This window comes from Chitinophaga qingshengii, assembly GCF_014529935.1.
In the GTDB taxonomy this organism is placed as follows: domain Bacteria; phylum Bacteroidota; class Bacteroidia; order Chitinophagales; family Chitinophagaceae; genus Chitinophaga; species Chitinophaga qingshengii.
The window spans coordinates 448,571-475,452 of record NZ_JACVFC010000001.1; the positions used below are offsets into that span (position 1 = coordinate 448,571).

At 51.0% G+C, this 26,882-nt stretch carries 24 protein-coding genes; 15 read left to right on the plus strand and 9 right to left on the minus strand.

Features of this window, described 5'->3' with window-relative positions:
- Positions 1-2: 2 nt before the first annotated feature.
- Positions 3-3,107, minus strand: coding sequence for a SusC/RagA family TonB-linked outer membrane protein (locus tag ICL07_RS01710; RefSeq protein WP_188086220.1), 3,105 nt, complete (start codon positions 3,105-3,107; stop codon positions 3-5).
- Positions 3,108-3,242: 135 nt separating this feature from the next.
- On the opposite strand from ICL07_RS01710, the gene ICL07_RS01715 reads away from it, so the two are divergent.
- Both ICL07_RS01715 and ICL07_RS01720 read left to right on the plus strand, forming a co-directional pair.
- Complete coding sequence (locus ICL07_RS01715; protein ID WP_188086221.1) at positions 3,243-4,280, plus strand: LacI family DNA-binding transcriptional regulator; 1,038 nt, start codon at positions 3,243-3,245, stop codon at positions 4,278-4,280.
- 2 nt (positions 4,281-4,282) lie between these two features.
- Positions 4,283-5,212, plus strand: coding sequence for an alpha/beta fold hydrolase (locus ICL07_RS01720; RefSeq protein WP_188086222.1), 930 nt, complete (start codon positions 4,283-4,285; stop codon positions 5,210-5,212).
- A 28-nt stretch (positions 5,213-5,240) separates the two neighbouring features.
- Here the strand turns inward: ICL07_RS01720 and ICL07_RS01725 are convergent, their stop codons facing one another.
- Positions 5,241-5,591, minus strand: coding sequence for an iron chaperone (locus ICL07_RS01725; protein ID WP_188086223.1), 351 nt, complete (start codon positions 5,589-5,591; stop codon positions 5,241-5,243).
- A gap of 107 nt (positions 5,592-5,698) precedes the next feature.
- On the opposite strand from ICL07_RS01725, the gene ICL07_RS01730 reads away from it, so the two are divergent.
- Positions 5,699-6,415: an SDR family oxidoreductase gene (locus ICL07_RS01730; RefSeq protein ID WP_188086224.1), complete on the plus strand. Its 717-nt coding sequence runs from the start codon at positions 5,699-5,701 to the stop codon at positions 6,413-6,415.
- On the opposite strand, the gene ICL07_RS01735 is transcribed toward ICL07_RS01730, so the two are convergent.
- The 6 genes from ICL07_RS01735 to ICL07_RS01760 form a co-directional block, all read right to left on the minus strand.
- Positions 6,406-7,338, minus strand: a complete 933-nt coding sequence (locus ICL07_RS01735) for an NADP-dependent oxidoreductase (RefSeq protein ID WP_188086225.1) — start codon at positions 7,336-7,338, stop codon at positions 6,406-6,408. The two genes, ICL07_RS01730 and ICL07_RS01735, sit on opposite strands and share 10 nt — an antisense overlap.
- A gap of 144 nt (positions 7,339-7,482) precedes the next feature.
- The gene (locus ICL07_RS01740; RefSeq protein WP_188086226.1) at positions 7,483-8,802 is read right to left on the minus strand and encodes an MBL fold metallo-hydrolase; all 1,320 of its coding nucleotides are present in this window, start codon (positions 8,800-8,802) and stop codon (positions 7,483-7,485) included.
- 12 nt (positions 8,803-8,814) lie between these two features.
- Complete coding sequence (locus ICL07_RS01745) at positions 8,815-9,237, minus strand: DUF6691 family protein (RefSeq protein WP_188086227.1); 423 nt, start codon at positions 9,235-9,237, stop codon at positions 8,815-8,817.
- Between the two features lie 13 nt (positions 9,238-9,250).
- A complete protein-coding gene (locus ICL07_RS01750) occupies positions 9,251-9,820 on the minus strand; it encodes a YeeE/YedE family protein (RefSeq protein WP_223151724.1) in 570 nt (189 codons plus the stop codon).
- A gap of 76 nt (positions 9,821-9,896) precedes the next feature.
- A complete protein-coding gene (locus tag ICL07_RS01755) occupies positions 9,897-10,694 on the minus strand; it encodes a sulfite exporter TauE/SafE family protein (RefSeq protein ID WP_188086228.1) in 798 nt (265 codons plus the stop codon).
- A gap of 68 nt (positions 10,695-10,762) precedes the next feature.
- Complete coding sequence (locus tag ICL07_RS01760; RefSeq protein WP_188086229.1) at positions 10,763-11,410, minus strand: Crp/Fnr family transcriptional regulator; 648 nt, start codon at positions 11,408-11,410, stop codon at positions 10,763-10,765.
- A gap of 136 nt (positions 11,411-11,546) precedes the next feature.
- On the opposite strand from ICL07_RS01760, the gene ICL07_RS01765 reads away from it, so the two are divergent.
- The 9 genes from ICL07_RS01765 to ICL07_RS01805 all read left to right on the plus strand — a co-directional run bounded on the left by ICL07_RS01765 (position 11,547) and on the right by ICL07_RS01805 (position 20,744).
- Positions 11,547-11,948, plus strand: a complete 402-nt coding sequence (locus ICL07_RS01765) for an HYC_CC_PP family protein (protein ID WP_188086230.1) — start codon at positions 11,547-11,549, stop codon at positions 11,946-11,948.
- 182 nt (positions 11,949-12,130) lie between these two features.
- Entirely contained in the window at positions 12,131-13,420 is a 1,290-nt protein-coding gene (locus ICL07_RS32570; protein WP_188086231.1) for an efflux RND transporter permease subunit, read from the plus strand.
- A 1-nt stretch (position 13,421) separates the two neighbouring features.
- Entirely contained in the window at positions 13,422-15,356 is a 1,935-nt protein-coding gene (locus tag ICL07_RS32575) for an efflux RND transporter permease subunit (RefSeq protein WP_188086232.1), read from the plus strand.
- Positions 15,340-16,596, plus strand: a complete 1,257-nt coding sequence (locus ICL07_RS01780) for a TolC family protein (protein ID WP_188086233.1) — start codon at positions 15,340-15,342, stop codon at positions 16,594-16,596. Before ICL07_RS32575 ends, ICL07_RS01780 begins: the two co-directional genes overlap by 17 nt.
- Positions 16,574-17,776, plus strand: a complete 1,203-nt coding sequence (locus ICL07_RS01785; RefSeq protein WP_188086234.1) for an efflux RND transporter periplasmic adaptor subunit — start codon at positions 16,574-16,576, stop codon at positions 17,774-17,776. Before ICL07_RS01780 ends, ICL07_RS01785 begins: the two co-directional genes overlap by 23 nt.
- A gap of 24 nt (positions 17,777-17,800) precedes the next feature.
- Entirely contained in the window at positions 17,801-19,018 is a 1,218-nt protein-coding gene (locus tag ICL07_RS01790; RefSeq protein WP_188086235.1) for an efflux RND transporter periplasmic adaptor subunit, read from the plus strand.
- Positions 19,019-19,047: 29 nt separating this feature from the next.
- Complete coding sequence (locus tag ICL07_RS01795; RefSeq protein WP_188086236.1) at positions 19,048-19,587, plus strand: DUF3347 domain-containing protein; 540 nt, start codon at positions 19,048-19,050, stop codon at positions 19,585-19,587.
- A 16-nt stretch (positions 19,588-19,603) separates the two neighbouring features.
- Positions 19,604-20,227 carry a DUF3347 domain-containing protein gene (locus tag ICL07_RS01800; RefSeq protein WP_188086237.1) on the plus strand — a complete coding sequence of 208 codons (624 nt, stop codon included), beginning with the start codon at positions 19,604-19,606 and terminating at the stop codon, positions 20,225-20,227.
- Between the two features lie 64 nt (positions 20,228-20,291).
- Entirely contained in the window at positions 20,292-20,744 is a 453-nt protein-coding gene (locus tag ICL07_RS01805; protein ID WP_188086238.1) for a heme-binding domain-containing protein, read from the plus strand.
- On the opposite strand, the gene ICL07_RS01810 is transcribed toward ICL07_RS01805, so the two are convergent.
- Positions 20,737-21,207 carry a hypothetical protein gene (locus tag ICL07_RS01810; protein WP_188086239.1) on the minus strand — a complete coding sequence of 157 codons (471 nt, stop codon included), beginning with the start codon at positions 21,205-21,207 and terminating at the stop codon, positions 20,737-20,739. The genes ICL07_RS01805 and ICL07_RS01810 overlap by 8 nt on opposite strands.
- 109 nt (positions 21,208-21,316) lie before the next feature.
- Here ICL07_RS01810 and ICL07_RS01815 point away from each other — a divergent pair, with 109 nt between their 5' ends.
- From ICL07_RS01815 to ICL07_RS01825, 3 genes are all read left to right on the plus strand, one after another.
- Positions 21,317-22,291, plus strand: a complete 975-nt coding sequence (locus ICL07_RS01815; RefSeq protein ID WP_188086240.1) for a helix-turn-helix transcriptional regulator — start codon at positions 21,317-21,319, stop codon at positions 22,289-22,291.
- A 190-nt stretch (positions 22,292-22,481) separates the two neighbouring features.
- Entirely contained in the window at positions 22,482-23,669 is a 1,188-nt protein-coding gene (locus tag ICL07_RS01820; RefSeq protein WP_246484957.1) for an efflux RND transporter periplasmic adaptor subunit, read from the plus strand.
- 19 nt (positions 23,670-23,688) lie between these two features.
- Positions 23,689-26,862 carry an efflux RND transporter permease subunit gene (locus ICL07_RS01825; RefSeq protein ID WP_188086241.1) on the plus strand — a complete coding sequence of 1,058 codons (3,174 nt, stop codon included), beginning with the start codon at positions 23,689-23,691 and terminating at the stop codon, positions 26,860-26,862.
- The last annotated feature ends 20 nt before the right edge of the window (positions 26,863-26,882 follow it).

A 26,882-nucleotide genomic window follows, 5' to 3' on the forward strand; every position in this document is an offset into this window, starting at 1 on the left:
GGCTAAAAAGATAGGTTCACATTCAGTCCAAAGCTGCGTACGGCGGGCAACAGACCAGCTTCTATCCCCTGGAAATTGCTGGCGCCATTCGCCATTTCCGGATCGACCGGCAGTTTGCGTTTGCCTATGCCGGGAATATCCAGCAGGGATTTACCCCTGTACAGGAAAAAGAGGTTACGGCCAGTAAGCGCTACCCTGGCTGATTTCAGCACTTTATTACTCAGTTTGAAATCGTAAGCCAGTGATAATTCCCGCAACCTGAAGTTGGTGGCGCTATAGGTAAAAAACTCCCCGTAAGCATTGCGGCCACCCTGTGATACCGTTGTCCAGAGATCTTCGGCTTTAATGGCGACATTGTTTTGCGAACCATCCGGCAGGATACCCGGCAGCACCAGTCCCCCATCCCGGAAACGGGTGGTATAATCTGCTACGCCATAGGCAGCGAGAATGGCGTCGGTACCGGATACCAGGACCCCGCCTACCCTGCCGTCTATCAGGAAAGAAAGCGTCAGGTCCTTGTACTGCAACTGGTTGCTCCATCCCAGCGTGAAGTCGGGGTTAAAATTACCCAGCTTCTGTATGGGCGTTACTACGGGCAAACCATTGGCGTTAATCATATGCTGGCCGGTCTTTTCATCCCGACTCCAGGTAAATCCGTAGATATCGCCGTAAGACCCGCCGGGCCTGATCAACAGGCTGCCGAAAACGGTGGAAGGCGACAGATCGGCCTGGTCTACTCCCGGCGCGAGCGAGAGCACCTTGTTTTTATTGGTCGCATAGTTCAACGTCGTATTCCAGGTGAAGTTATTTTTACGTATAGGCGTTCCAGTTAACATCACCTCCACGCCCTTGTTTTCGATATTACCGGCGTTGATATACTGGTTGGTGAAACCACTGGCCTGCGGCAGACCGATATAAATCAACTGATTGATGGTATTGTTTTTATAAACCGTTGCATCTACCCCGAGACGGCCATCGAAGAAGCGGGCTTCCAAGCCAGCTTCATAGGACTTAGTCTGTTCCGGTTTCAGGTTCCGGATGGATTTGGTTGCATTCCTGGATACAAAACCGTGGCCGGCTCCCATCATGTAGTCGTAGGTTTGCAGCAACAGGTAGGGATCAGCATCGTTACCCACCTGTGTATAGGAGGCGCGCACCTTTCCGAAAGATACCCAGGAAGGCATTTTGATCATATCAGATATCACCGCCGACAGTCCCACAGAAGGATAAAAATAGCTGTAAGGACTGGGCAAAGTGGAAGACCAGTCATTACGCGCACTTACGTCCAGGTACAGGTATTGTTTAAAGTCCAGCTGGGCATTACCGTAAACAGACTGTATTTCCTTTCTGACAGTAGTATTGGACAAAGCGGGCGCCGCAGCGAAGTTGAGATTAAACTGGTTGGGGATACTCAGGCCATTGGCCAGTGACTGGGAGTTGTATCCCCTACTGGTCAGCACGCTTCCGCCCACATTATAACTGAGGTGGAAATTATTGGAGAGCGCATTGTTACCAGACAACAGCAGGTCCATGTTACGTTCCCAGTGGTTCACATATCCCTCCAGGTAACGGCCGCCCGGCTGTACCGGGAAAGCCACCGTACCATCATAATAGGAAGTCGTGATTTTATCATCATAACGGTCAAGGCTATATCTTCCCTGTACACTGAGCCAGTTACGCAACTGGTATTTCACGAGTCCCATGAGCATAATGCGGTTACGGGATTCATTGACACTATTACGGTATACGTCCCAGTAAGGGTTTTGAAATACGGAGGAGTTGGTCCAATAAATAGGATACGGTTTACCCTTCGCATCGATGCCCTCGTATTTTTTCAGCGAATCGGGGCTGAGGTCACGCGGCATGATATAAGCTTCGTTGGCAACGCCCTGGTCGCCAACGCGGGGTTTATTTTTAATATCCTGGCTAACATAGGTCAGCTTCACATCCGTCGTGAGGCGTGGCAGCACTTCCGCATTCACACGCAGGTTGAGCGTATTACGTTGCAGCGTGTTTTTAGGATAGATACCGCTGATAGCGTTGTTGGCGTAGGAGGCATATCCTTTTATTTTATCTGTTCCCCCGGAAACGTCCACCGCGTTGTTAACAGCGGCACCGGTGTTAAAGAACCCGCGCACGTTCCCCGCGAAAGTTTCTGCCGGCGCGCCCCAGCTGGCGCCGGAGCGGGCGCCGAACTGGCCGCCGTTACCACGGCCGTAGGTATTCTGGAATTTCATGAGCAGGTTGGGCTGGTCCACCGAAACACCGCCATTGTAATGGATAACGGGTTTTCCGCTTTTACCGCTTTTGGTGGTGATGATAAGGGCGCCATTGGCGGCGCGGCTGCCATAGAGTGCCGCAGCAGCAGGGCCTTTCAGCACGTTGATGGATTCTACATCCTGCGGATTGATGCTGGCCGCACCGTCGCTGCCGGAGTAACCGCTGACAGGGCTTTTTATCTGTGTAGACACCGCGTTGGCCGAGCCTTTGCCACCCGTTTCGGTGCTCATGGTATTATCTATTGGTACGCCGTCTACCACGATGAGGGCGTTGTTGTTACCGCTGATAGAGCGGTTGCCACGCAGGACAACCCTTACAGCGCCACCGGGACCGGAAGCCGCGGGTGTGACCACCGCACCGGCCACTTTACCGTTGAGCGTATTCATGATATTGGCACTGGGATCTTTCACCGCGTTGATACTTTCGGTACCCAGTTGTTGGGTAGCATAGCCGAGGGAACGTGTTTTACGTTCAATCCCTAATGCCGTTACCACCACTTCATTGAGACTGGAGGAGCTTTCACTCAGTCCTACATCGATCGTGGAGCGGCCGCTGACAGGTATTTCCTGCCGGGCATATCCCACAAAAGAAAAAACGAGGGTAGCACCCGCAGGTACAGACAGCGAATAAGTTCCGTTGGCAGCGGAGGTAACACCTTGTGTGGTACCTTTTACAGTGATAGTAACACCCGGTAGCGGGGTTTTAGAGACCGCATCCCTGACCGTACCTTTAACAGGAGAAGTTTGCGCCATCAGTTGACCAGGTAGCGCAATCAGGAGGTATAACAACAGGTACGGAAACAGGTGGTGGTAATTACAGCTCTTCATACGCGAATTTTAATGAGTGATTTCCGATTGTTTCATTGCTGAAACATGGCCTAAAATACACCGCATTAAAACGTTTTGCCGGAAATTCACCGGTAACGTTACCGAAAACACCGGCGTTTTCTTATATTCGGGCATATGCGCCGACACTATGCTACGATAAAAGATATTGCCCGGGCGTTGAACATCTCTGTATCAACGGTTTCCAGGGCTATGCGGGATACTTATGATGTGAATGCCGAAACCCGGCAAATGGTACTGGCCAAAGCAGCAGAGCTCAACTACCGGCCAAACTTTAATGCTATGGGACTGGTGAAAAACAGTTCCCATAACCTGGCCGTTTTGTTGCCGGGCATTACCAATTATTATTTCTCCACGGTATTTACCGGTATACAGGAGGTAGCCTATCGCCATGGCTACAACCTGATATTACATGTCACCAATGACGATGCAGAGCGGGAACTGAGTATTATCCGTAATCTGTCTTTCAGCAGCCTGGACGGCATGCTCGTATCCGTATCCTCCCAGGCCGATGCCTGCGACCATTTCCAGGAAATTATCAACGACGGTGTACCGGTGGTGTTTTTTGACCGTGTAGCCGAGCACGTTAGCACGAGTAAAGTGATGCAGGATGATTATAACGGTGCATTTGAAGCCACCGAACACCTGGTTGCCAAAGGGTACCGGCGTATTGCGCATATCGCCGGGCCACAGGGACTTACCTTCACCGGCAACCGCCTGCAAGGTTACCTGGATGCACTTCGCAAACATAAACTACCCGTACAGGATTCCTGGATTATTCACTCCGGCTTCTCGCAGGATAGCGGCTACCAGGACTTTCGGCAGTTGTGGCAACTGTCATCCAAACCAGACGCCATTTTTGCGGTGAACGATCGTAAGGCGGTTGGCGCCATGCTGGCCATGAAGGAAATGAATGTCATCCCGGGCAAAGAAGTGGGCGTGATTGGTTTTACCAACGATCCGGTATCGGCTATTATCTCCCCTTCCCTGAGCACCATTGCTGAACCGGCATTTGAGATCGGCAAGGTCAGTTGCCAGTTGTTACTGAATCATATCCGGAAGAAAAATTTTATCGCCGAGGAAGTGGTGTTGCCGGGCAAACTGATTGAACGGGAATCCACCCAAAAGGTTACCTTTACCACCAAACGAAAATAGCCATGCGCCTTACTACGGTAGTATTACTACTGCTTTCCATTGTTTTCTGCCATCCGGCTGCTGCACAAACCATTTATTCCAAAGCCTATGGAAAGCCCGGCAACCCGGCGCTCATCTACATCCATGGCGGCCCCCGGGGTAATGCTACGCTTTTTGAGGGCACCACTGCCGAAACCCTCGCGGAAAAAGGTTTTTATGTGATTGTGTACGATCGCAGAGGCGAAGGACGTTCTATCGATACCACAGCCACCTTTACTTTCCAGGAGGCCTTTAATGACCTCAACAACCTGATCAGCACCTACAACCTTCAACAGGTAAGCCTTATCGGACATAGCTTTGGGGGAATTGTTTCCACGTTGTATACGGCGGCATATCCGGAAAAAGTAAAACGACTTATATTAACAGACGCCCTGTTTTCACAACAGGAAACCTACGACCATATTTTGTTAACTACCGGTAAACTGGCGATGGAACGAAATGACAGCGCCACCCTGCAAAAGATTGCGCTGATAAAGCAGTTGAATAAAAACAGCGCCGGCTACCGGAAAAAATGTTATGAAGTGGCCAGTGCGTATGGCTATTTTGATATGCCATCGCCCACAACGGAATCCAGAGCGGTACATCAACAATATGAGGATGGTCCTTTCCGTGCCGCCAATATCAGGAATGATACGGCGCCTGTGAAATTCTATCAAAATGAAAAACAGGTCAACATCGATACCCGGAAAACCCTGAAAAAAATACAGCAAAAGGGTGTACAACTCTTTGCCGTCTATGGCCGGCAGGACCGTATTTTCTCCGAAAAACAATTCAGCGATATGCGGAACCTGGTAGGTAAAAACAATTTCTACAGTATTGAGAACTGCTCCCACTACCCATTTGCCGATCAACGGACCGAATTCCTGGAAGATATCAAAAAAATCATGCAATAGCAGCCTGCGCAGGCATCGGCCGAAGGCCTTATTCTGCTACTTCTTTGATTCTATATTTCACGATTTTATTGATCAGCGCTACAGGCAAGGGTTTGTCCAGTGGAAACTGGATAGCGCCTTTAGAAGTTTTATAAGCGGACAGCTCGTCCTTGAAAACGCTAATTGTCGTTCCACCGGGATAAAAACCGATATGCCCCTTGTAAGCTGCAAACCAAACCAGCACCTTATTGAGCTTAAAGGCCGGTATATTATAACTGATAACCTCTGTAGCTTTAGGCGCTGCTTTGCGGATGATTTCACGGATCTCCACAGCTTTCTCCAGGCTTTCTTCCGGCACGGTGGCCATGTACTCGTCGGTAGTGGTGAATTTCGTTCCCATGTTGTAATGATTGACGATACAAACCTACAAAGGATGCTGCAAAAAAGTACGGTGCCAATGCGACAATTGCAGGGGTATATGCCGTCACAATTGTTTATTTTGTCTTTATGAAAAACGATCAATCTTCTAAAATATGCCTGGTAACCGGCGCCAGCAGTGGCATTGGTTATGCCATTGCCCGGGCGCTGGCAGCAGAAGGTCATACTGTTATTGTAACCGCCCGCCGGCAGGAACGTTTACAGGAGCTGGATGCTCCCAATACACTGTTGATACCCGGCGATCTTACAGATCCGCATTTTCAGCAGCAGGTTGTACAGACCATGTTTGACACTTATGGCCGCTGCGATTATCTTTTTAATTGCGCCGGTACCATTGAAGCGGGTTCCATTAACGATATTGATATCGACAAAATGGCGGATATGATAAGACTGAATGTGGAAGCGACTTTCCGCCTGACTTACCTCGTCCTGAAACGTTTTATCACACAGGGCTTCGGTCATGTCATCAACCTGTCGAGCGTAATGGGCACCAAAGTACGTCCTACCGCCGGCGCCTACGCTGCCACCAAATTTGCTATGGAGGCCCTGTCCGAAGCGTTGCGCATGGAACTGGCCGGTACCCCGGTGAAAATTTCGTGTATAGAACCCGGTCTGGTAATGACGGAACTGCATAAAGACTGGGACGTACATCCCAAAGAAAGCATGGGTATCCATCACCCACTTACGGTAGATAATATCGTGGATACGGTGAAGTTTATCATGCAGCAGCCGGAACACGTGCGCATTCCGAAGCTGATGATATTACCGGGGGATCATCAGATCTGAACCACTACTTTACCACGGGTACTGTTGCTTTCAATCTGCAGATGCGCTTTGGCCATTTCTTCAAACGGGAACACGGCAGACACATGGGATTTGAGTCTTCCGCGTTCCAGGAGGCCGGCCAGTTGCTCCATGTCTTTACCGCTGGAAGCGACGGTAATAAAGTATCCGTTTTTACCCTCAGCAGCGGCCTGTTCTCCCACTGTTTCCCGCAGTCCGCTTGGCAGGCTGATGATAGTCCCCTGTGGACGCAGTACTTTCAGGGAACGGGCGATGTAATCGCCGCCCATGGAATCGAGCACCAGGTCCAGGTCGTGATAATGAGATTCAAAAGGAGCCGCTTTGTAATCGAAGTGCTCGTCGGCGCCGAGTCCCAGCACAAAATCGCGGTTGGCAGCAGATGCCGTACCAATCACATAAGCGCCCAGCTCTTTGGCTAACTGTATTGCATAATGCCCTACTCCACCGGCGGCTGCGTGTATGAGCACTTTATCAAGGGGATTGATTTGGGTGCTGTTAAATGCCTGCAAGGCCGTTAACGCCGCCAGCGTAGCCGCGGCCGCTTCTTCATGGGATATACCCGCAGGCTTATGCGCCAGGTGGTCTGCCGGAGCAGCTACATACTCCGCATAGGCTTTACCGTGACCCGGGAAATTGACCATACCAAACACGGCATCCCCTTCCTTAAAACGCGGAGAACGGGAGCCGGTCACTATTCCGGAAATATCCCACCCCAATATCACCGGGGGATTGGCCTGCAGTTTATTGAATTGTCCTTTACCGGCGCGGGTTTTCACATCTACCGGGTTGATGCTGATCGCTTTCACCTGCACCAATACTTCTCCCATAGCGATCTCCGGTACCGGCAGATCGGTTAGTTCGAGCTGGTCAACACCGCCAGCAGCTTTTACTATAATCGCTTTCATATTGTTTAGATTGATTGTCAGCAAATGTAACGTTCCTTTATCCCACTTCTTTTGTACAATGTTGACATAAATCTGTACAATTTCCGGATCGCATAAAAAAGCGGACCGGAGAACCGGCCCGCTGGTGGATTTATATTCGTTCACTTAAAACGCTTTGATGTCTTCTCCCAGGTCATACACCGGCGTATCCAACACCGCTGCGACAATACTGCTGCCTGCGGCGCTGCGATACCCTCCTGCGCAATGCACCACTACCGGTTTAGCGGTTGGGATTTCGTTTAACCGTTCCCGTAACTGGTCCAGCGGAATGGTAATAGCGCCGGGTATGAGCAATCCGGTCTGTGTTTCATTATCCATCCGTACATCTACGATAGTGAACTGCTCCGGATGCGCTTTAAAGGTATCCAGCGGCAACGGGTCCATGGTGGCGGTGCCACCGGCATATACCATCGCGCCGCGCACCATACTTTCATAACCGATGCTGGCGGATTTCAGCAGTGCTTCTTCCAGCTGTGCATCATCTGCAGCCACCAGGTAAAAGGCTTCGCCAGGCGCTATCACGCTACCTAACCAGGTTTCAAACTTACCTTTCAGCTGCAGGTTGATAGCCTTCGGCAGGTGGCCTTGTTTGAACAACGCAGCAGGACGGGTATCTACGATCGTTATCCCCTCTTCCGCTTTAGTAACGGCAGGCACTTTTTCCAATGCCGGTACCATGGCGGTGGCACCTTTCCGGTTGATGTCCACGTCATACGGGAAATATTTCGGAATGTAGGGCTGTTGTGATAACAGTTCCGCTACAAAGGCATCTTCGGTGTAATCCTGTAAACTCCAATTGGTAAGTTTTTCCGCGCCGATGGTGCTGCTATTGGCTGCGCTCAGGGATTTACCACATAATGTACCGGCGCCATGGGCGGGGTATACCAGGGTTTGGTCCGGCAGTGTCATCAGCTTCTCCCGGAGGGAATGGTACATCTGCCGCGCCAGGTCGGACCGGGTAGCGGTAAGGTTACCTGCTTTCTCCCGCAGGTCGGGGCGGCCACAGTCGCCGATAAACAAAGTGTCTCCGGTAAAGACGGCTTTCACCACGCCTTTTTCTTCCAATACAATACTGATACTATCCGGCGAGTGACCGGGCGTATTCAGGGCTTTAAAGGTCAGTTCGCCTGTCGTTATTGTTTGTCCATCGTCGAAAGTAGTATGCGGGTACGCGGCGCCTACCAGGGCGGAACAATAGATGGTAGCCCCGGTGGTATCATGCAGCTCGAGGTGGCTGCTGACGAAATCCGCGTGCGGATGTGTTTCGATCACCCCGGTGATAGTAGCTCTTTTCTCCGCTGCAAACGCCAGGTAAGGCGTCACATCACGGGAAGGATCTACGAGGATGATTTCATTTGCCTGTTCACTGTATACCGCATAGGAATAATGCGCCAGTCCCTTATCTTCAAATTGTCTGATCTCCATAGCTATTATATTTTAATGAGGTAATTGATCTCTGAAACGGCCGTACACCCAGGTACCGGCAATGGCACTCAGTAAGGTGACCGCGACTACGGTAGCGCCTACACCGATTTGTGCAAACAGCGGGCCCGGACATGCGCCGGTGATAGCCCAGCCTAACCCGAATATCAGTCCGCCGTAGATCTGTCCTTTATTGAATTTTTTGGGATGGATCACGACTGTTTCTCCATCCATTGTTTTGATATTGAATTTTTTGATCAACCACACCGATAACATGCCCACTATCACGGCCGTACCGATCACACCATACATGTGAAACGATTGCAGGCGGAACATTTCCTGTATACGGAACCAGCTGATCACTTCTGCCTTTACCAGCAGGATGCCGAAAATGGTGCCGGCCAGCAGGTATTTTAATTGACTAAACCATGTATTCATAAAAATGTTTGCATTACAGTGAAAGAATAAAAGGCAGTACCAGGTTGGCCATGAAAAAACCGCCGATCATAAAACAGATGGTCGCTACCAGTGAAGGCCATTGCAGGGTAGATAATCCCATGATAGCATGACCACTGGTACAACCGCCTGCGTAACGGGTACCGAAGCCCACCAGGAAACCGCCACCGATCATCATCACCAGTCCGCGTACAGATAACAAAGCGGGCCAGTTGAACAGCTGTCCGGGTACCAGCGAGTGAAAATCGGTGATACCATATTGCGCCAGCGTTGTGACCAGTTTAGGGTTCACCGCCACCGGTTCCGGACTGGATAATAAGTTACCGGCAATAATACCACCTAACAGTATCCCCCCTACGAAAAAGAGGTTCCAGGCTTCCTTTTTCCAGTCGTAGTGGAAAAAGGGCACCTTAGCCGGTACACAGGCTGCACAGATATGCCGCAGGGAAGAACTGATGCCAAAGGATTTGTTGCCCAACAGCAGCAGTGCCGGTACGGTGAGACCAATCAGCGGACCCGCCACATACCAGGGCCAGGGTTGTTGTAAAAATTCGAGGATCGTCATTTATTGATATGTTTATGTTACAAAGGTGCAGCCATTTGTTCACCAGGGCGGTGACAATTGTTACACAACTATTTTCTTATTTCAGCCATGTTTCCAGCAGGATGATGTAAACGCCCATGGCCAGTACAAACCAGCCGAAAGCGTGTTTTAACCGGGCTCCCGGTATCCTCCGGGAAAGCAGTCCGCCTGCCAGTACACCCGCTACTGCAATAGCACTTAACACCAGCAGCAGTGTCCAGTTGATATCCGCGTGGCCGGTATCTCCCATAAAACCAATCAGGGTACTCATGGCCATGATCATCAGGGAGGTACCCACCGCTGTTTTCATCGGCAGGCCTGCTATCATGATCAGCGCCGGGATGATGAGAAAACCGCCACCAGCGCCCAGCAGGCCAGTCACCCCTCCAATCAGCGCACCATAGAGCACCAGGCGGATTTTTCCGGTGGTATCCATCGGCTTTCCCGTTTCCGGTTCCCTGCTTTTACCCAGGATCATGGAAAAGGACGCCAGCAGCATCAATCCAGCGAATAGCAACATCAGCGCCAGTTCCCGGCCGACCATAAAACCGCCTATCTTAAACAATTCTACCGGAATAACCGGCATCAGGAAGTGGCGCGTAAGCCATACGGCCGCGATGGATGGTATACCAAACAGCATCGCTATCGGTATATTCACCCGTTTCTTACGATAGTTGCCTATCGCGCCTACCAGGCTGGTGGAGCCTACAATAAAAAGTGAGTACGAAGTAGCGGCCGCCGGCGTAATACCAAAGAGATATACCAGTACCGGCAAGGTCAGTACAGACCCGCCGCCACCGATCAGTCCCAGTGACATACCTATCAGCGCTGCCGCGATATAACCTAATATTTCCATCTGTTACACATTTGCTTTACTTTCCATACAAAAGTACGGACCGCTTTAAGCAAACTCAGTGACTTAGGTTACACAGGCAGTACTTCTATCGAGTTTCTATTCAGTTTAACGATGCCTTTCTGCTCCATTTTCTTGAGCAAACGGGAAACCACTTCCCTGGACGAATGGAGGTCTGTAGCAATCTCCTGGTGGGTTAATTTCAATTCCCGGGTACCCAGTTTGGTGGCCTGGGACCGGATATAGGATAAAAGTCGTTCGTCCATGTTTTTAAATACAGTACTATCGAGCACATTCAGTACCTCTTCGAAGCGGCGACGATAGGATTCGATCACAAACTGATACCAGCTTTTATAGTCTTTCATCAGCGCTTCCATATGGTATACGGGTATCATCAATACCACGGAATCCTCTACTGCTTTGGCCATTACTTCACTGGCCTTACCGGAAGCCACACATACCATAGAAATAGCGCAGGCATCGCCCGGCTCCAGGTAGTACATAAAAAATTCACCGAGATCTTCTCCTTCGCGGTATAGCTTGATCCTGCCTTCCAGCACCAGCACCGTGTATTTGATGTATTGCCCCTGTTGCAGCAATACCGTGCCTGCCGGCACCTCCTGTAAAGTACCGATCTCTGATAAGTGGTCTTTCAGTGCCTTGTCCAGCACGGGGAAATGCGTATTGAGGTAAGACAGAATATCCAGTTTAGCATCCATTGTACACACGATAAGTGTTACAAGTTACAAAAAAGCACCCGATCACGAACAGATCAGCTATCATCACAAAAAAATATAAAAAAACCTAAAATTATGTAACAACCATTCCGGACCTTACGGCTACTTTTGCCTACATATGAAGAAAGTCCTCACACTGCTGTTCCTGCTGCTGTACGTTGGCACCTCCACCGGCGCCACGTTCCACATGCACTATTGCATGGGCAAGCTGGTAGATGTAGCGTTGTGGCACGGGGATAAACAACCCTGCAGTCATTGTAAGACAGATCTGAGTAAAAAAGGATGTCCAAAAAAATGCTGCAAGGACGAACATAAAACCGTTAAGCTGGAAAAAGACCATAAGGTAACCGCCCATGCCCTGCCTTTCCTGCAGCTGCCGGCCGCCGATGTTCCTGTCAGCTATGCGGTATTACCGCCGGCACGTATCGTGTCGCTGGCTACCAGCCATCCGGTGAGCCACGCACCGCCTTATTATAGTAAAGTACAGCCCTATATCCTGCATTGTATTTTCCGCGTTTGATATCCCTTCCTGTAGCACGGTGATCCTGCCGTTGCTTTCTTACCTTCTTTTATTACTTTTTTCGGGAGATAACCTGGCACCTTGTATACGTATAACCCTTTCCGTTATACCCTGTGCACCTGCGTCTGCCCTATGTCTGCAGTAGTTTTTGTTATCTTCTGGTACCCATTGAAAATATATATATGGTACATCGAATCATTGAATGGTCGCTGCGCAACCGCTTTATTGTGCTGGTGCTGGCTGCCGCCCTGTTCGCCTGGGGTATCTATGCCGTCAAAAAAAATCCAATTGACGCCATCCCCGACCTGTCTGAAAACCAGGTCATCGTTTTTACGGAATGGATGGGCCGGGGCCCGCAGCTGATAGAAGACCAGATCACCTATCCACTGGTGACCAACCTCCAGGGACTGCCCAAAATCAAATATGTACGCGGCTCTTCCATGTTTGGTATGAGTTTTATCTATGTCATTTTTAATGATGATGTAGACATTTACTGGGCGCGGGAAAGAGTACTGGAACGGCTTAGCACCGTATCCCGCTCCCTGCCCACCGGCGTTTCTCCTCAACTCGGGCCGGACGGCACCGGTGTAGGCCACATCCTCTGGTATACGCTGGATGCACCGCAAATGGACCTGGGAGAACAACGCGCCCTGCAGGACTGGTACATTAAATTCGCCCTGCAAAACGTGGAAGGCGTCAGTGAAATCGCTTCTTTCGGCGGTTTCCAGAAACAATACCAGGTCACTGTAGACCCCAACAAACTGCTGTATTACCGCCTCTCCGTGCCGGAAGTGATCAATGCTATCCGCACCAACAACAACGAGTCCGGCGGCCGTAAGTTTGAAATCAGCGACATCGGTTATATCATCAAAACTTCCGGTTACCTGAAATCAGCCGAAGAAATCGGCAATATATCGGTCAAAACCCAGAACAGCATCCCCATACGGGTAGCCGATGTAGCTACCGTTCAAATGACCGGCGAAACGCGCCTCGGCATTTTTGACCAGGACGGACAAGGAGAACGTGTAGGCGGTATCGTAGTGATGCGTTATGGCGAAAATGCCGCCGAAGTAATAGACCGCGTAAAAGCCAAAATGCAGGAAGTGGCCAAAGGTTTTCCGGAGAAAGTGAAGTTCGACATTGTATATGACCGCGGGGAACTCATCAAAGAATCCGTAGACTCCATCAGACATACCCTGATCGAAGAAATGATCGTGGTATCTGTGGTGGTGATCATCTTCCTTTTCCACTGGCGCAGCGCCCTCAGCATCATCATACAGATACCAGTTACCCTGGCCGCCAGCTTCCTGCTGCTAAATGCTTTCGGCATCTCCTCCAATATCATGTCGCTCACCGGCATCGCACTGGCTATCGGCGTGATCGTAGACAACGGGATCATCATGAGTGAAAATGCCTATAAACATCTGGCCGAAAAATATGCCGACTGGCAGGAACAACAAAAAAAGCAATAACATGAACTGGCTGAAAAAAATATTCAAAAAACCACCCCAGTGGATCACTGAAGAAGAAAGGCTGAAAGTCATCGAGCAGTCGAGCAAACAGGTGTCGCGCGGCGTATTTTTCGCTACCATCATCATTATCACCTCTTTCCTGCCCGTGTTTATGCTCACCGGTCAGGAAGGCAAACTCTTTCACCCGCTGGCCTATACGAAAACATTTATCATGATCATGGATGCCCTGCTGGTGATTACCCTGGCGCCTGTCCTGATCTCCTTTTTTATGAAGGGCAAATTCCGGCCCGACAACGCCAACCCGGTGAACCGATTCCTGGAACGGATATACGAACCGGTCATTAAGGGAGTGTTGAAGTGGCGTAAAACCACGATCGCCATCAATGTAATAGCGCTGGTGATCACCATCCCTTTGCTGAAAAGCCTGGGCAGTGAATTTATGCCGCCGCTGGACGAACAGAGTATCCTGTTTATGCCCGTTACCCTGCCTGATATCTCCAATGCTGAAGCCAAACGTATCCTGCAGGTACAGGACAAGATCATCAAATCGGTACCCGAAGTAGAAAAGGTATTGGGCAAGGCCGGACGTGCCAGCACCGCCACGGATAACTCCCCTATCAGCATGATTGAAACCATCATCATGCTAAAGCCCAAATCACAATGGCGGGAAGGCAAAACAAAGAAAGACATTATCGACGAGCTGGATGCCAAATTGCAGATACCCGGAGTGGTCAATGGCTGGACACAGCCCATCATTAACCGTATCAACATGCTGGCTACCGGTATTCGTACAGACGTTGGCGTGAAAGTATACGGCCAGCAGCTGGACACCATTGCCGCCGTATCCGAAAAAGTGCGGAAAGCACTGGAAGGTACACCCGGCATCACCGACCTGTACGTTGAACCCGTTACCGGTGGTAAATACCTCGATATCACCGTTCGCCGTGCCGACCTGGCCCGTTACGGCCTCAACGTAGACGACGTAAACCAAACCGTAGAAACCGCATTGGGCGGTGCGCCTATCGGTAACACGATCGAAGGACGGCAACGTTTCTCTATCAGTGTACGCCTGGCACAAGACTATCGTAACAGTGTGGAACGTATCCGCCGCATCCCTATTATGTCTGCCTCCACCGGCGAAATTCCTTTATCAGCCGTAGCAGATGTGACATTCACCGACGGTCCGCCGATGATCACTTCTGACAATGCCATGCTGCGCGGCGCTGTTTTGTTCAACGTCCGTGACCGCGACCTGGGCAGCACCGTACAGGAAGCCATTCAGAAAATGAGCCAGGCACAGGGTATCCTGCCACAGGGTTACTACCTGGAATGGAGCGGCCAATACGAAAACCTCATCCGTGGCCAGCAAACGCTGTTGTGGATTGCGCCGGTGGTATTGGTCATCATTTTCTTCTCGCTGTATTTCGCGTTCCATTCTATCCGCGAAGCGTTCCTGAGCCTGATCACCGTTCCTTTCGCCCTGATTGGCGGCGCATATATGATCTATTTCTGGGGCGTGAACCTTTCCGTGGCCGTGGCCGTAGGTTTCATCGCCCTCTTCGGCATTGCCGTGGAAACCGGTATTGTGATGGTGATTTACCTCAACGATGCCATGCAACAGCTGGTGAAACAGAAAGGCAACAGCGCCGACACCATCACCCGGGAGGACCTGCGTATACATGTGATCTATGGCGCCGCCAAAAGGCTTCGTCCCAAGTTGATGACGGTGTGCGTATCCTTATTCGGACTGGTACCGGTTTTATGGGCCAACGGCGTAGGCACCGATGTGATGAAACCCATCGTACTGCCCATGATCGGCGGCGTACTCACGTCATCCACGCATATTTTGCTGGTGACCCCGCTGATCTTCCTCATGACAAAAGAATATGAATTGCGTAAGCACGGAAAACTGGAGATCCATGAAGTACATCACTAAATATATAGCAGTCATGCTGGCGATACTGGCAACGGTTCCCGCCGTTGCACAGCAATCGCCCGTGATGAGCCTGCAAGCCATACTTGAGAAAATAGACAGCAACAACGTATTGCTGCAATCTTACCGCCTGAAAGCGGAAAGCTACCACCACAGCGCCGAAGCTGCTACCGCCTGGATGGCACCCATGGTGGGCGCCGGCACCTTTATGACACCGTATCCGGGTCAAATGGTGATGGACGACCGCGATAAAGGCAGCCTGATGCTACAGCTGGAGCAGGACATTCCCAATCCGGCAAAACTGGCCGCCAAAAAACGTTTCATCGCCTCCCAGGGCAATGTGGAAATAGCCAGCCGGGGCATCACGCTCAACGAGTTCAATGCCCAGGCTAAACGACTGTATTATACCTGGATCATCGCACAGCAAAAAATACGGGTGTTGCAGGAAAATGAAAAGATCATGCAAACCATGCAGAAGATTGAAGAAGTGCGTTTTCCCTATAATCAGTCGCAGCTTAGCGGAGTGTATAAAACCACCGCCAAACTGGAAGACAACCACAATATGATCCGCATGCAGGAAGGCACGATTGCCAAAGCACGCGCCTGGCTTAACAGCCTGATGAACAGGCCCGGTAATCATTCCTTCGATATTGACACGGCCTATCAGCCGGTATTTGAACCGGCTGCCTCTTACGACACCGCTTCCCTGGCGGCCGTACGGCAGGATGTGTTCAAAATGAACGAAAGCATCCGGTCTATGCAACTCAATGTGGAAAGTATGAAAAAGGACAAAAAGCCTGATTTCAAAATACGTTTCGATCACATGCAGCCGCTGGGATCTATGATGCCAAAGGCATTCAGCGCTATGGGCATGGTCAGCATCCCGATAGTGCCCTGGGCATCGAAGATGTATAAATCCGGTATCAAAGCCATGGAGTACAATGTAGCTGCCATGGAAAAAGAAAAAGCGGCGATGTTGCAGGAAACACAAGGTATGCTGTACGGTATGCAGTACGAGATCCGTTCCATGCAACAGCGTATCAGCGCTATGGAAGATAAGATCGTGCCTTCCCTGCGGCAAGCCCTGGACGCAGGTTTCGTGAACTACCAGGAAAACAAACAGTCGCTTTCCGCGGTCATCGATTCCTGGGAAGCGCTGACCATGATGCAGTCCAACATACTGGATGAAAAATTGAAACTCTATGAAATGATTGTGGATTATGAGAAACAACTATATCGTTAATATCAATATCCTGTCGGCGGCCGCACTGGCTTTGCTGGCCCTCGCCGCCTGCCAGCGTAAACCGGCGCAGACACATGCTACCGGTCACGCACAAACGCCCGACAGCAGTATCACCGCGCTGACGCAGCCGGTCAATGCCCGCGTGATCGCCACCATTCCGGTAATCAAAGCCGAAAGCGGCACCCGCATCTTCACCTCCGAAGTAAGCGGTGTGATCACTTACGACACCCGGCGGCAGACCAGCATTGCCAGCCGCGCAGGCGGCCGCATAGAACGGTTGCTGATTAAATACAACTACCAACCGGTGCAGAAAGGTCAGCTGATCATGGAGATTTATTCGCCGGAACTGGCCGCCGCACAACGGGAACTACTCCTCGTCGCCAAACAGGACGGTCCGCTGAAAAACGCTGCTCAACAGCGTTTACAGCTGCTGGGTATGCAGCCGGCGCAGATAGCCCAGGTACTGAAAACAGGCCGGATATTATACCGTGTTCCGGTATATAGCAACGCCAACGGCTATATCCTGGAGCAAAGCAGCGCTGCTGCACCTGCTGCCATGGCGCCAGCCGCGACTGCCGCCGCGCCCTCCGGGGACGGTATGGGTGGTATGGGTAACGGCGGTGGCAGCGCTGCACCGGCTACGCCGGCGGCTCCCGCCAATACGCCCGTGATGCTGCGGGAAGGCCAGTATGTAAGTGCCGGCCAATCTTTATTTACCATTTACCAGGCAGACAACCTGGTCGCGGAATTCGCCATTCCTGCTTCACTGGCGGCGAAAATAAAACTACAGCAACGCCTGTTGTTTTACCCGGTACAGGACAAAGCCGCCCTGCAACCCGGTACCATCGGGCTGATAGAACCGGTATACCGCAACGGCCAGAATTTCACGCTGGTACGGGTATACCTGGGAACGCATCATTTCAGGGCCGGGCAACTGCTCACCGCCAGCATTCCCCTTGTATACCGTGAAGGCTGGTGGCTGCCCGCCAAGGCCGTGTATCAGTCCGGGAATCAGTCGCTCGTATTCCGTAAAACAGGCGGCGCCTTTACACCGGAAACTGTGACTACCGGCGCTGTCATAGCCGGCATGGTACAGGTAACAGCTGCCATCGGCGACTGGGAAGTGGCGTCCAATGCCGCTTACCTGGTAGACAGTGAAAGTTTTATCAAAACCCGGTGATCATCTTCCTAAATTTTTACAACCATGGAAAGAAAAAAATTCCTGCGCAATATCGTCCTCGTATCCCTGGCGCCAGCGGTATGGCTGGCTGCCTGCAAAGATACCGGCAAACCTGCAGCACAGGCGGGCGAACAAGCCACGTACACCTGTCCCATGCACCCGCAGATCGTACAGCACAAACCCGGTACCTGTCCTATTTGCGGGATGGACCTCGTTCCCTTCGACAAAAACAACAAAGACCATTCGCTGACGCTGGATAACAGCCAGATAGCCCTTGCCAATATCACCACGATGACCATCGGCGCCGGTGACCTGGCAGGTTTCAAACAACTCAATGGCCGGCTGGCCACCGACCCGGAGAAAACCACCGTTATCTCCAGCCGGGTACCCGGGCGTGTAGAAGCGCTATACGTAAAGGAAACAGGTGTTAGCATCAAAAAAGGGCAAGCGCTCTACCGCATCTATTCGGAGCAGCTGGCTTCCCTGCAACAGGAATACCTGCTGGCGGTAGCACAGGTACGGCAGTTCCCCGATGATGCCCGGTTTGCACAGATTGAAAAAGGTGCCCGGCAAAAGCTGTCGCTTTATGATCAGTCAGATACCGATATACAGCGGCTGGTACAATCGCAAAAGGTAGATCCCTATGTGACATATCCCGCGCCACAGGGCGGCGTAGTAGCAGAGCTGTCTGTTACCGAAGGGCAGTATGTAACGGAAGGCGGCGCTATCATGCGCCTGGAAGGCTATCATCAGTTATGGGTGGAAGCAGACCTCTACCCTGCCGAAGCCGTAAAACCCGGTCAGACCGTGAAAGTAATCGTGGCCGGCTGGGAGCAGGAACCTCAGCAGATGACGGTTCAATTTATCAATCCTGCCCTGCAAAGCGGTAGTCAGCTGATGCAGTTGCGTGGTACCATCCCCAATCCGGAGAACCGCTGGCAACCCGGTCAGCAGGCCAATATCCTGTTGCCCGTTAAAAGCAAAAACGACGTACTTACGTTACCGGTAGATGCTGTAATCCGCGATGGTAAAGGAACCCATGTATGGATAGAAAAAAGCAAAGGCAAATTTGAACCACGTATAGTCGCTACCGGTATGGAAAATTACGATGCCGTAGAAATTACTGACGGGTTGAGTGCCGGCGATAAAGTAGTCGTCACCGGCGCGTATCTGCTTTACAGTGAATACATCCTGAAAAAAGGAGCCGATCCGCTGGCAGCAGCAGCCGGTCATCAACATTAATCTCTTTATCATTATAAAAAAGAACCACCATGAACACATTTCTGAAAGCGGGTATGCCCGTATTATCCGCCCTGGTACTGGCTGCCTGCGGTAACAACGCTGCAAAAACCAACAACAGTGATTCCACACAACAGGCGACCACTCCCGCAGCAGCTCCAGCAGCGCTTCAATTGAAAGACGATCAGCTCAACGCCGTGTATCAGCAGTATCAGCTGTTGTCCCAGGCGCTTGTCAAGGGTGATGCAGCAGCAGCCAAAATCGCCGCCAACGCCCTGGAAGCAGGCGCCAGAGAACTGACAGGTGCTGAACAAACCGTGAAAACTGCCGCCAGTATTATTGCTGCAGCAGACATCGAAGCACAACGGGCGGCCTATGCTACCTTGAGCAATGACCTGATTGCGCTCGTGAAAAAGTCAGGACTCAACAGCGGTGCGCTGTACGTGGATTTCTGCCCTATGGCGCTGAACGACAAAGGCGGTTACTGGCTGAGTAGTGAAAAAGGCATACAGAACCCGTATTTCGGTGACCAAATGCTCACCTGCGGAGAAGTAAAGGAAACGATTCAATAACACTCAATACATACGCATGAAAACTATCATCCTCAGTACCCTTGCGGTTACCACACTGGCCTTTGCCGCCTGCAACCATCAACCTGCCGGTCATGACGCCGGTCACAACGACAGCTCCGCTACCGCGCATCATCATGATACCGCACCTGCCGCCAGAGATGTCACTACCGTCCGGCCACAGTTCATCGACGTCGCCCCTACCATTACCACCGCTTTTAAAGGCGTGGTAGACGGCTACCTGCAACTGAAGAATGCGCTTGCCGCCGATGATGATGCCGCCGCCGCCAAAGCCGGCGAGACCATGAGCGCTGCGCTGGCGAAAATAGATGCTTCCGGCTTTACCGCAGCGCAAAAGAAAATATATACCGACAACGAGGCAGACCTGAAAGAACATGCCGAACATATCGGCAAAAACGCCGGTAATATTACGCATCAGCGGGAACACTTTACCATGATGAGCGACGATATGTATGCGCTGGTGAAAGCCTTCGGTGGCGGACAGCCGTTATACTATGCCCATTGCCCGATGTACAATCAAAATAAAGGTGCTTATTGGTTAAGTGAATCTGCCGCCATAAAAAACCCCTATATGGGTCAGCAAATGGCAGGTTGCGGAGCTGTGAAGGAGTTAATCCAATAACCATATTTTCATTTATTTTCTTTACCTTAACCATCCCGGGGCTTGACGCCCCGGGGACTACAACATGAAAAAACTCAAATGGACAGCCGGCATATTATTGCTCCTTTTCGCTGTCATACAGCTTTTCAGACCGGTCAAAAACCAGGGCGATGATCAAACAGCAGATATCAGCCAGGTTGTTTCCCTGCCGGACAGTATACATACCCTCCTGCAACAGGCCTGTTATGACTGTCACAGTAACTATACACATTATCCATGGTACGCACAGATTCAACCTGTTGGCTGGTGGCTGGCCAATCATGTCAACGAAGGCAAGAAAGAACTGAACTTCCATGAATTCGGCAAGTATCCCTCCAAACGTCAGCTTCATAAACTGAAAGAGATGAAGGAACAAATCGTTAAAGGAGAAATGCCACTGTCATCCTATACCCTGGTCCATAAAGAAGCCATTTGGACGCCGGCACAGCAACAGGCGGTGATCAACTGGATAGATAGTACAGCGGGAAAAATCAGGTAAACTTCAATACACCACAGGTAAAAATGGCGAGCAACAACAACAGCTGTATCATGTAAAACAGCGTTAACTGGCCTTTGATCGGCTCCAGAGACGTTTCTATTTTTTCATTGGATGATACCGCCAGTAAAACAGGCCGCATCTTTTTTCCCAGTCTCCTTCCTACCACACTATTCAGCACCAGCAGTACTACCATACCCATTTTGATGCGGAACCAAAGCTGCTCGCCATAGGTACCATGCACCAGGGCCATCATATAGATACCCGATACCAGCAATAATAACATACCGACACCCATGATGATGGGAAAACGGGCGGTCAGATCCAAAATAGCGGCAGCCCTTAAACGATCGGAAGCATATACTTTCCAGAAACGGCGATTGGCCATAAATCCAGCCAGCACGACACCGGACATCATAGACAGTCCGATGATGTGCAGCAGCAAACTCAATAAATAGGTGTTCATTTAGCAGTATTTTTTATACTGACAAAGGTCTGTATGCGTTGCTTTTTCCGTTTACATTAAAGGGAGCCTTATTTATATAAAAAGGAATTAGATTTGTAGAAAAAGAACCATGCCGCTGCAATGGGATGACTCAGGAAATGGCCGGCCGCAAATCGATCGCACACAGCCGGGCATCAATACACCGCAATTACATGAAGGGTCTGCCGAAGTATCGATGGCTTTCGGCCGGGGGCAAATGTCTCACTGGATGTTTGACGGTATCCGTATGATAAAAAGCGACTGGGAATACAACAACCGCAGTCAGATGAGCTGGCAGAATGAAGATGATGTGATCCACCTGCATTTTATTATGCGGGGACATATGGTCATGGAATCGCTGGAAGGTAAAGCGCCATTGCATTTTACCACCAATACCCATAACATGTTGTACAACAATATGGCGCCTGGTATAGTTTCCAATGAAGAATTGAATGCTTCCGCCTTTATCCTGCAATTTACCAAAGAAACTTTCCTGCAACTCACAGAACACTCAGACGAAGTATTGCAACGTTTTGCAGACAAAGTACTGACTGGCAAACCAGGAGCATTATCTGACCGCAGTTTACCCATAGACCTGTCCATGCAGCAGACTATCAATGCTATCCTCCATTGCGGTTACCAGGGCGGTATCAAAAAAATGTTCCTTTTTTCCAAAGCTATTGAGATGCTGGTACTTCAGGCAGCATCCTATCATCAGTATCACCAACGGCAAAGCAGTATCGTACGCACCGCTTATGACCGCGACCGGCTGCACTTTGCCCGGGAACATCTGCTGGAAAACCTGGAAAATCCTCCTACCCTTCCTGCACTGGCCAAACTGGCAGGACTAAACGAATACAAGTTGAAACACGGATTCAAGGAGCTGTTTAACACCACCGCCTTCGGACTGGTAGCGGAACAGCGGCTGGAACTGGCACGTACCTATTTGCTGGATCATCACAAAACCGTAGGTGAAATTGCAGATATGCTGGGGTACTCGTCTATACAGCATTTTAGTAGCGCGTTTAAAAAGAAATTTGGTCGTTCACCTAATAAAGCGAGATGACGTTGTTTGCACCACTACCTGGTTAAAGCAAGCACTCCTCACAAACTTATCAAGACCGCCCACCAGCGGTCTTTTTTCATCTCCTCTCTTTTCCGGTTCATCCCCCATTTTTTCCGCTTCACCCCGATTGTCGGTTTCCCATCTCCTGTAATACGCCACATTTGCCCCCTATAAAGAAAAATTGATGGCAATGAATCACCTAACAAGCAACATAAGAAACAGATATCTGATTCCAGGGATGATCATGGCCTGCCTGCTGCCCGCCGCCCTGAGCAGCTGCGGCAGCAAAGCCGGTGCGGAAGCTGCCGGTATGCAGGCTCCCGTACCGGAACTGCCGGTGATGACCCTGGATACGACTTCGGCTCTGACCGTCAGCGATTATTCCGCCCTGCTGGAAGGAAAAGTAAATGTCGATATCCGTCCACAGGTGGATGGTTATCTCGATAAAATATTTGTCGATGAAGGCAGCTATGTAAAAGCCGGGCAGCCTTTGTTCCAGGTCAACGAGCAACCTTTCCGGGAGCAGCTCAACAGGGACATTGCCAGTCTTCATGCAATGGAATCAGCCCTGAATGCCGCACAACTGGAGGTGGACAAAGTAAAACCCCTGGTAGACGCCAAAGTGATGGCAGAGATGCAACTGAAAACCGCGCTTGCCACCCTTCAAACCGCTAAAGCCAATGTAGAACAGGCGAAAGCTGCTGTAGCAGCCGCCCGCATCAATGTAGGTTTTGCCCTGGTAAAAGCGCCGGTGAGCGGCTATATTGGCCGTATCCCAAAAAGGGTCGGCAACCTGGTAGGTAAAACAGATGCTATGCCACTCACTACCCTGTCCGATATCAGCGAAGTATATGCGTATTTCTCCATGAGTGAAAACGACTTTATGAATTTCAGCAAAGGCGCTTCCGGCGCGACTTTACAGCAACAACTGAAACAACTTCGCCCGGTAACGCTGATACTCTCTAATGGAGAAACCTATAACCAGAAAGGGCGTATTGAGATGGTAGACGGTCAGTTTAACAAAACCACCGCTGCTATCAGTCTGCGCGCCACCTTCCCCAACCCCGCTTCCCTGCTACGTTCCGGCAATACCGGCAAAGTGAGGGTAGAACAATTGTTCAACGGTGTGATAGAAGTACCGCAGGCCGCTACCCTGGAAATGCAGGACAAGGTGTTTGTATACCAGCTGGGTGACAGCAACAAGGTACAACGCCGCATTCTCCAGCTGGCAGGCAGAAGCCAGGACAACTTCATTGTCAGGGAAGGTGTACAGCGGGGCGATAAGATTGTGACCGCCGGTATCGAAACCCTGATGGAAGGCGCCGTGGTAAAACCCGCCGGCAGTAAAGATTCCGTTGCCCCGGCAGCGGGAAAATAAACCCAAAGTAATACAAGCCATGCTGAATAAAATCATTCAACGACCAGTACTTGCTACCGTTATATCGGTGATCCTGGTTATCCTGGGTATCGTAGGGCTTACCCGCCTGCCGGTTACCCAATTTCCCGACATCGCTCCACCCAGCGTAGTGGTGAGCGCCACCTTCCCGGGTGGTAACGCCGCAACCGTGCTGCGTTCGGTAGTTACCCCGCTGGAAGAAGCCATCAACGGCGTGGAGAACATGACCTATATACAATCCACCGCCAGCAATGACGGTATGGGTATGGTCACCGTTTTCTTTAAACTGGGTACCGATCCTGACCAGGCCGCGGTAAACGTACAAAACCGCGTAGCCCAGGTGACAAGCCAGTTGCCGCCGGAAGTAATACAGGCCGGCGTTACCACCACCAAACAACAGAACGGGATGATCATGATCCTCGACCTGGTGAGTGACGACAACAAAAAATACGACGAAGCTTTTCTGCAGAACTACGCCAAGATCAATGTTATACCGGAGATCAAACGTATTCCGGGTGTAGGCCAGGCGCAGATTTTCGGCGCCAAGGACTACTCCATGCGTGTATGGCTGAAGCCCGAGCAACTGGCCGCCTATAACGTAACCACCACCGAGGTGATGAACGCTATCCGCGACCAGAGCCTGGAAGCCGCTCCCGGTAAATTCGGGGAGGGTACCAACGAACCTTTGTCTTTTGTGATCAACTATAAAGGGAAATTTAATCTCCCTGAACAGTATGAAAAAATCGTGATCCGCGTAGCGCCCGACGGCTCTGTGCTGTACCTGAAAGACCTGGCCCGTATTGAGCTGGGATCTGCCAACTACACCACCGATAACCGGGTGAACGGTAAAGATGCCGTAACCATGGCCATCTTCCAGACCAATGGCTCCAATGCCAACGCTATACAGACCGCTATCAGCGAAGTGATGAACAATGCCTCCAAAACGTTCCCCAAAGGGATACATTACAATGTGACCATGAGCACCAAGGAGCAGCTGGACATCTCTATCGAGCAGGTAAAATCTACCCTGATAGAAGCATTCATACTGGTATTCGTGATCGTGTTCCTGTTCCTGCAGGATTTCCGTTCCACCCTGATCCCGGCTATTGCGGTACCGGTATCACTGATAGGCACCTTCTTTTTCCTTCAGTTGATGGGCTTTTCCATCAATATGCTGACGCTCTTCGCGTTGGTGCTGGCCATCGGGATTGTGGTGGACGACGCTATCGTAGTAGTGGAAGCCGTGCATAGTAAGATGGAGCGATCGCACCTTCCCGCCAGGGCTGCCACGCTATCAGCCATGAGCGAGATCACCGGTGCGATCGTATCTATCACCCTGGTAATGGCTGCCGTGTTCCTGCCCGTAGGTTTTATGGAAGGCCCCACCGGCGTGTTTTACCGGCAGTTTGCCTTTACGCTGGCCATCGCCATCCTGATATCCGCGCTGAACGCACTGACCCTTAGTCCTGCATTGTGTGCCCTCTTCCTGAAGAACACCCATGCCGGCGAAGGCAGTCACGATGGTAAAGCCCCGGCACGCCAGGGATTTGCCGGTCGTTTCTTCACCGCGTTTAACTCTGGTTTCCAGGCCATGACCAACAAATACGGTCGTGCGGTGAAATGGCTGATCTCCCACAAATGGGTAGGTCTTGGGCTGTTGGCTATCATCACCGCCGTATCGGCATGGCTGATGCAGGTCACCCCTAAAGGCTTTATCCCTAATGAAGACGGCAGCTTTGTGGCCTACTCGCTGTCACTCCCTCCGGGAGCGGGTTTAGACAGGACCACCAAAGTATTGCACCGGGCAGACAGCATTCTGCGGCAGATGTCCTTCGTAGAATCAGAGACCAGTATCTCCGGTTATAATATCCTGAGTAATGGCGCCAGTCCCGCTTACGCCATGGGTTTCGTAAAACTGAAGCCTATCAAGGAACGTGGCGACATCAGCAAAATAGATGACATCGTGGGTGTGCTCACCGAAAAACTGGCAGCCATTAAGGAAGGGACTTTCAGTGTGTTCACCTTCCCTACCGTACCCGGCTTCGGTTCCTTCAGCGGCCTGGAGTTGGTATTACAGGACCGCACCGGCGGCCCGGTGGACAAGTTCAGCGAAGTAGCCAATAAATTCATCGGCGAGTTAATGCAAACACCGGAGATAGCCGTTGCCTTTACCATGTTTAAGGCCGACTTCCCCCAGTACGAGATCGTGGTAGATGCCGTAAAAGCCAAACAGCTGGGCGTGAGTGTGAGTGACCTGATGATGTCTTTGCAGACCTATTACGGTAGTAACCAGGCCAATGATTTCAACCGGTTTGGTAAATATTACCGCGTAATGGTGCAGGCGGAACCCGGTTCCCGTGGTAACCCGTCCAGCCTGGAAGGGATGTTCGTTAAAAATGATCAGGGACAGATGGTGCCGGTGAACAGTGTGATCACGCTTAAAAAAGTGTATGGCCCGGAGATGATGAACCGTTACAACCTGTTTAACTCCATCACCATCAACGCCATGCCTAAACCGGGCTACAGCAGTGGTGATGCCATTAACGCCGTAGAGCGGCTGGCCGCTACCCGTCTGCCTGTTGGCTTCAGTTATGAGTGGACCGGTTTAAGTAAGGAAGAAAAAACAGCCGGTAACCAGATGGTGTTCATCTTCGTGCTGGCGCTGGTATTCGTTTACTTCCTGCTGGCAGCGCAATACGAAAGTTACCTGTTACCGCTGGCCGTACTGTTGTCTATCCCTACCGGTATATTGGGCGTGTTTCTCGCTATCAACCTGACCGGTATCGACAACAATATTTATGTACAGGTGGGGCTGGTGATGCTCATTGGCTTGCTCGCCAAGAACGCCATTTTGATCGTGGAGTTCGCCGTACAGCGGCGCCGTGCAGGTAAAACCCTGTTGTCTGCCGCGCTGGAAGCTGCCAAACTGCGTCTCCGTCCGATCATCATGACATCCCTGGCCTTTGTGGCAGGTCTGATGCCGCTGATGTTCGTAAAAGGACCTTCGGCGTTGGGGAACCACTCCATCAGTATTGGTACTGCAGGTGGCATGTTGTCCGGGGTTATCCTGGGGGTATTTATCATCCCGGTATTGTTCATCGTGTTCCAGTACCTGCAGGAGAAAGTCTCCCGTCACAAACCGGTGACCATCAAAGAAGAACCCGTTACGGCGTAAACATATTCTAAAATCAGTAT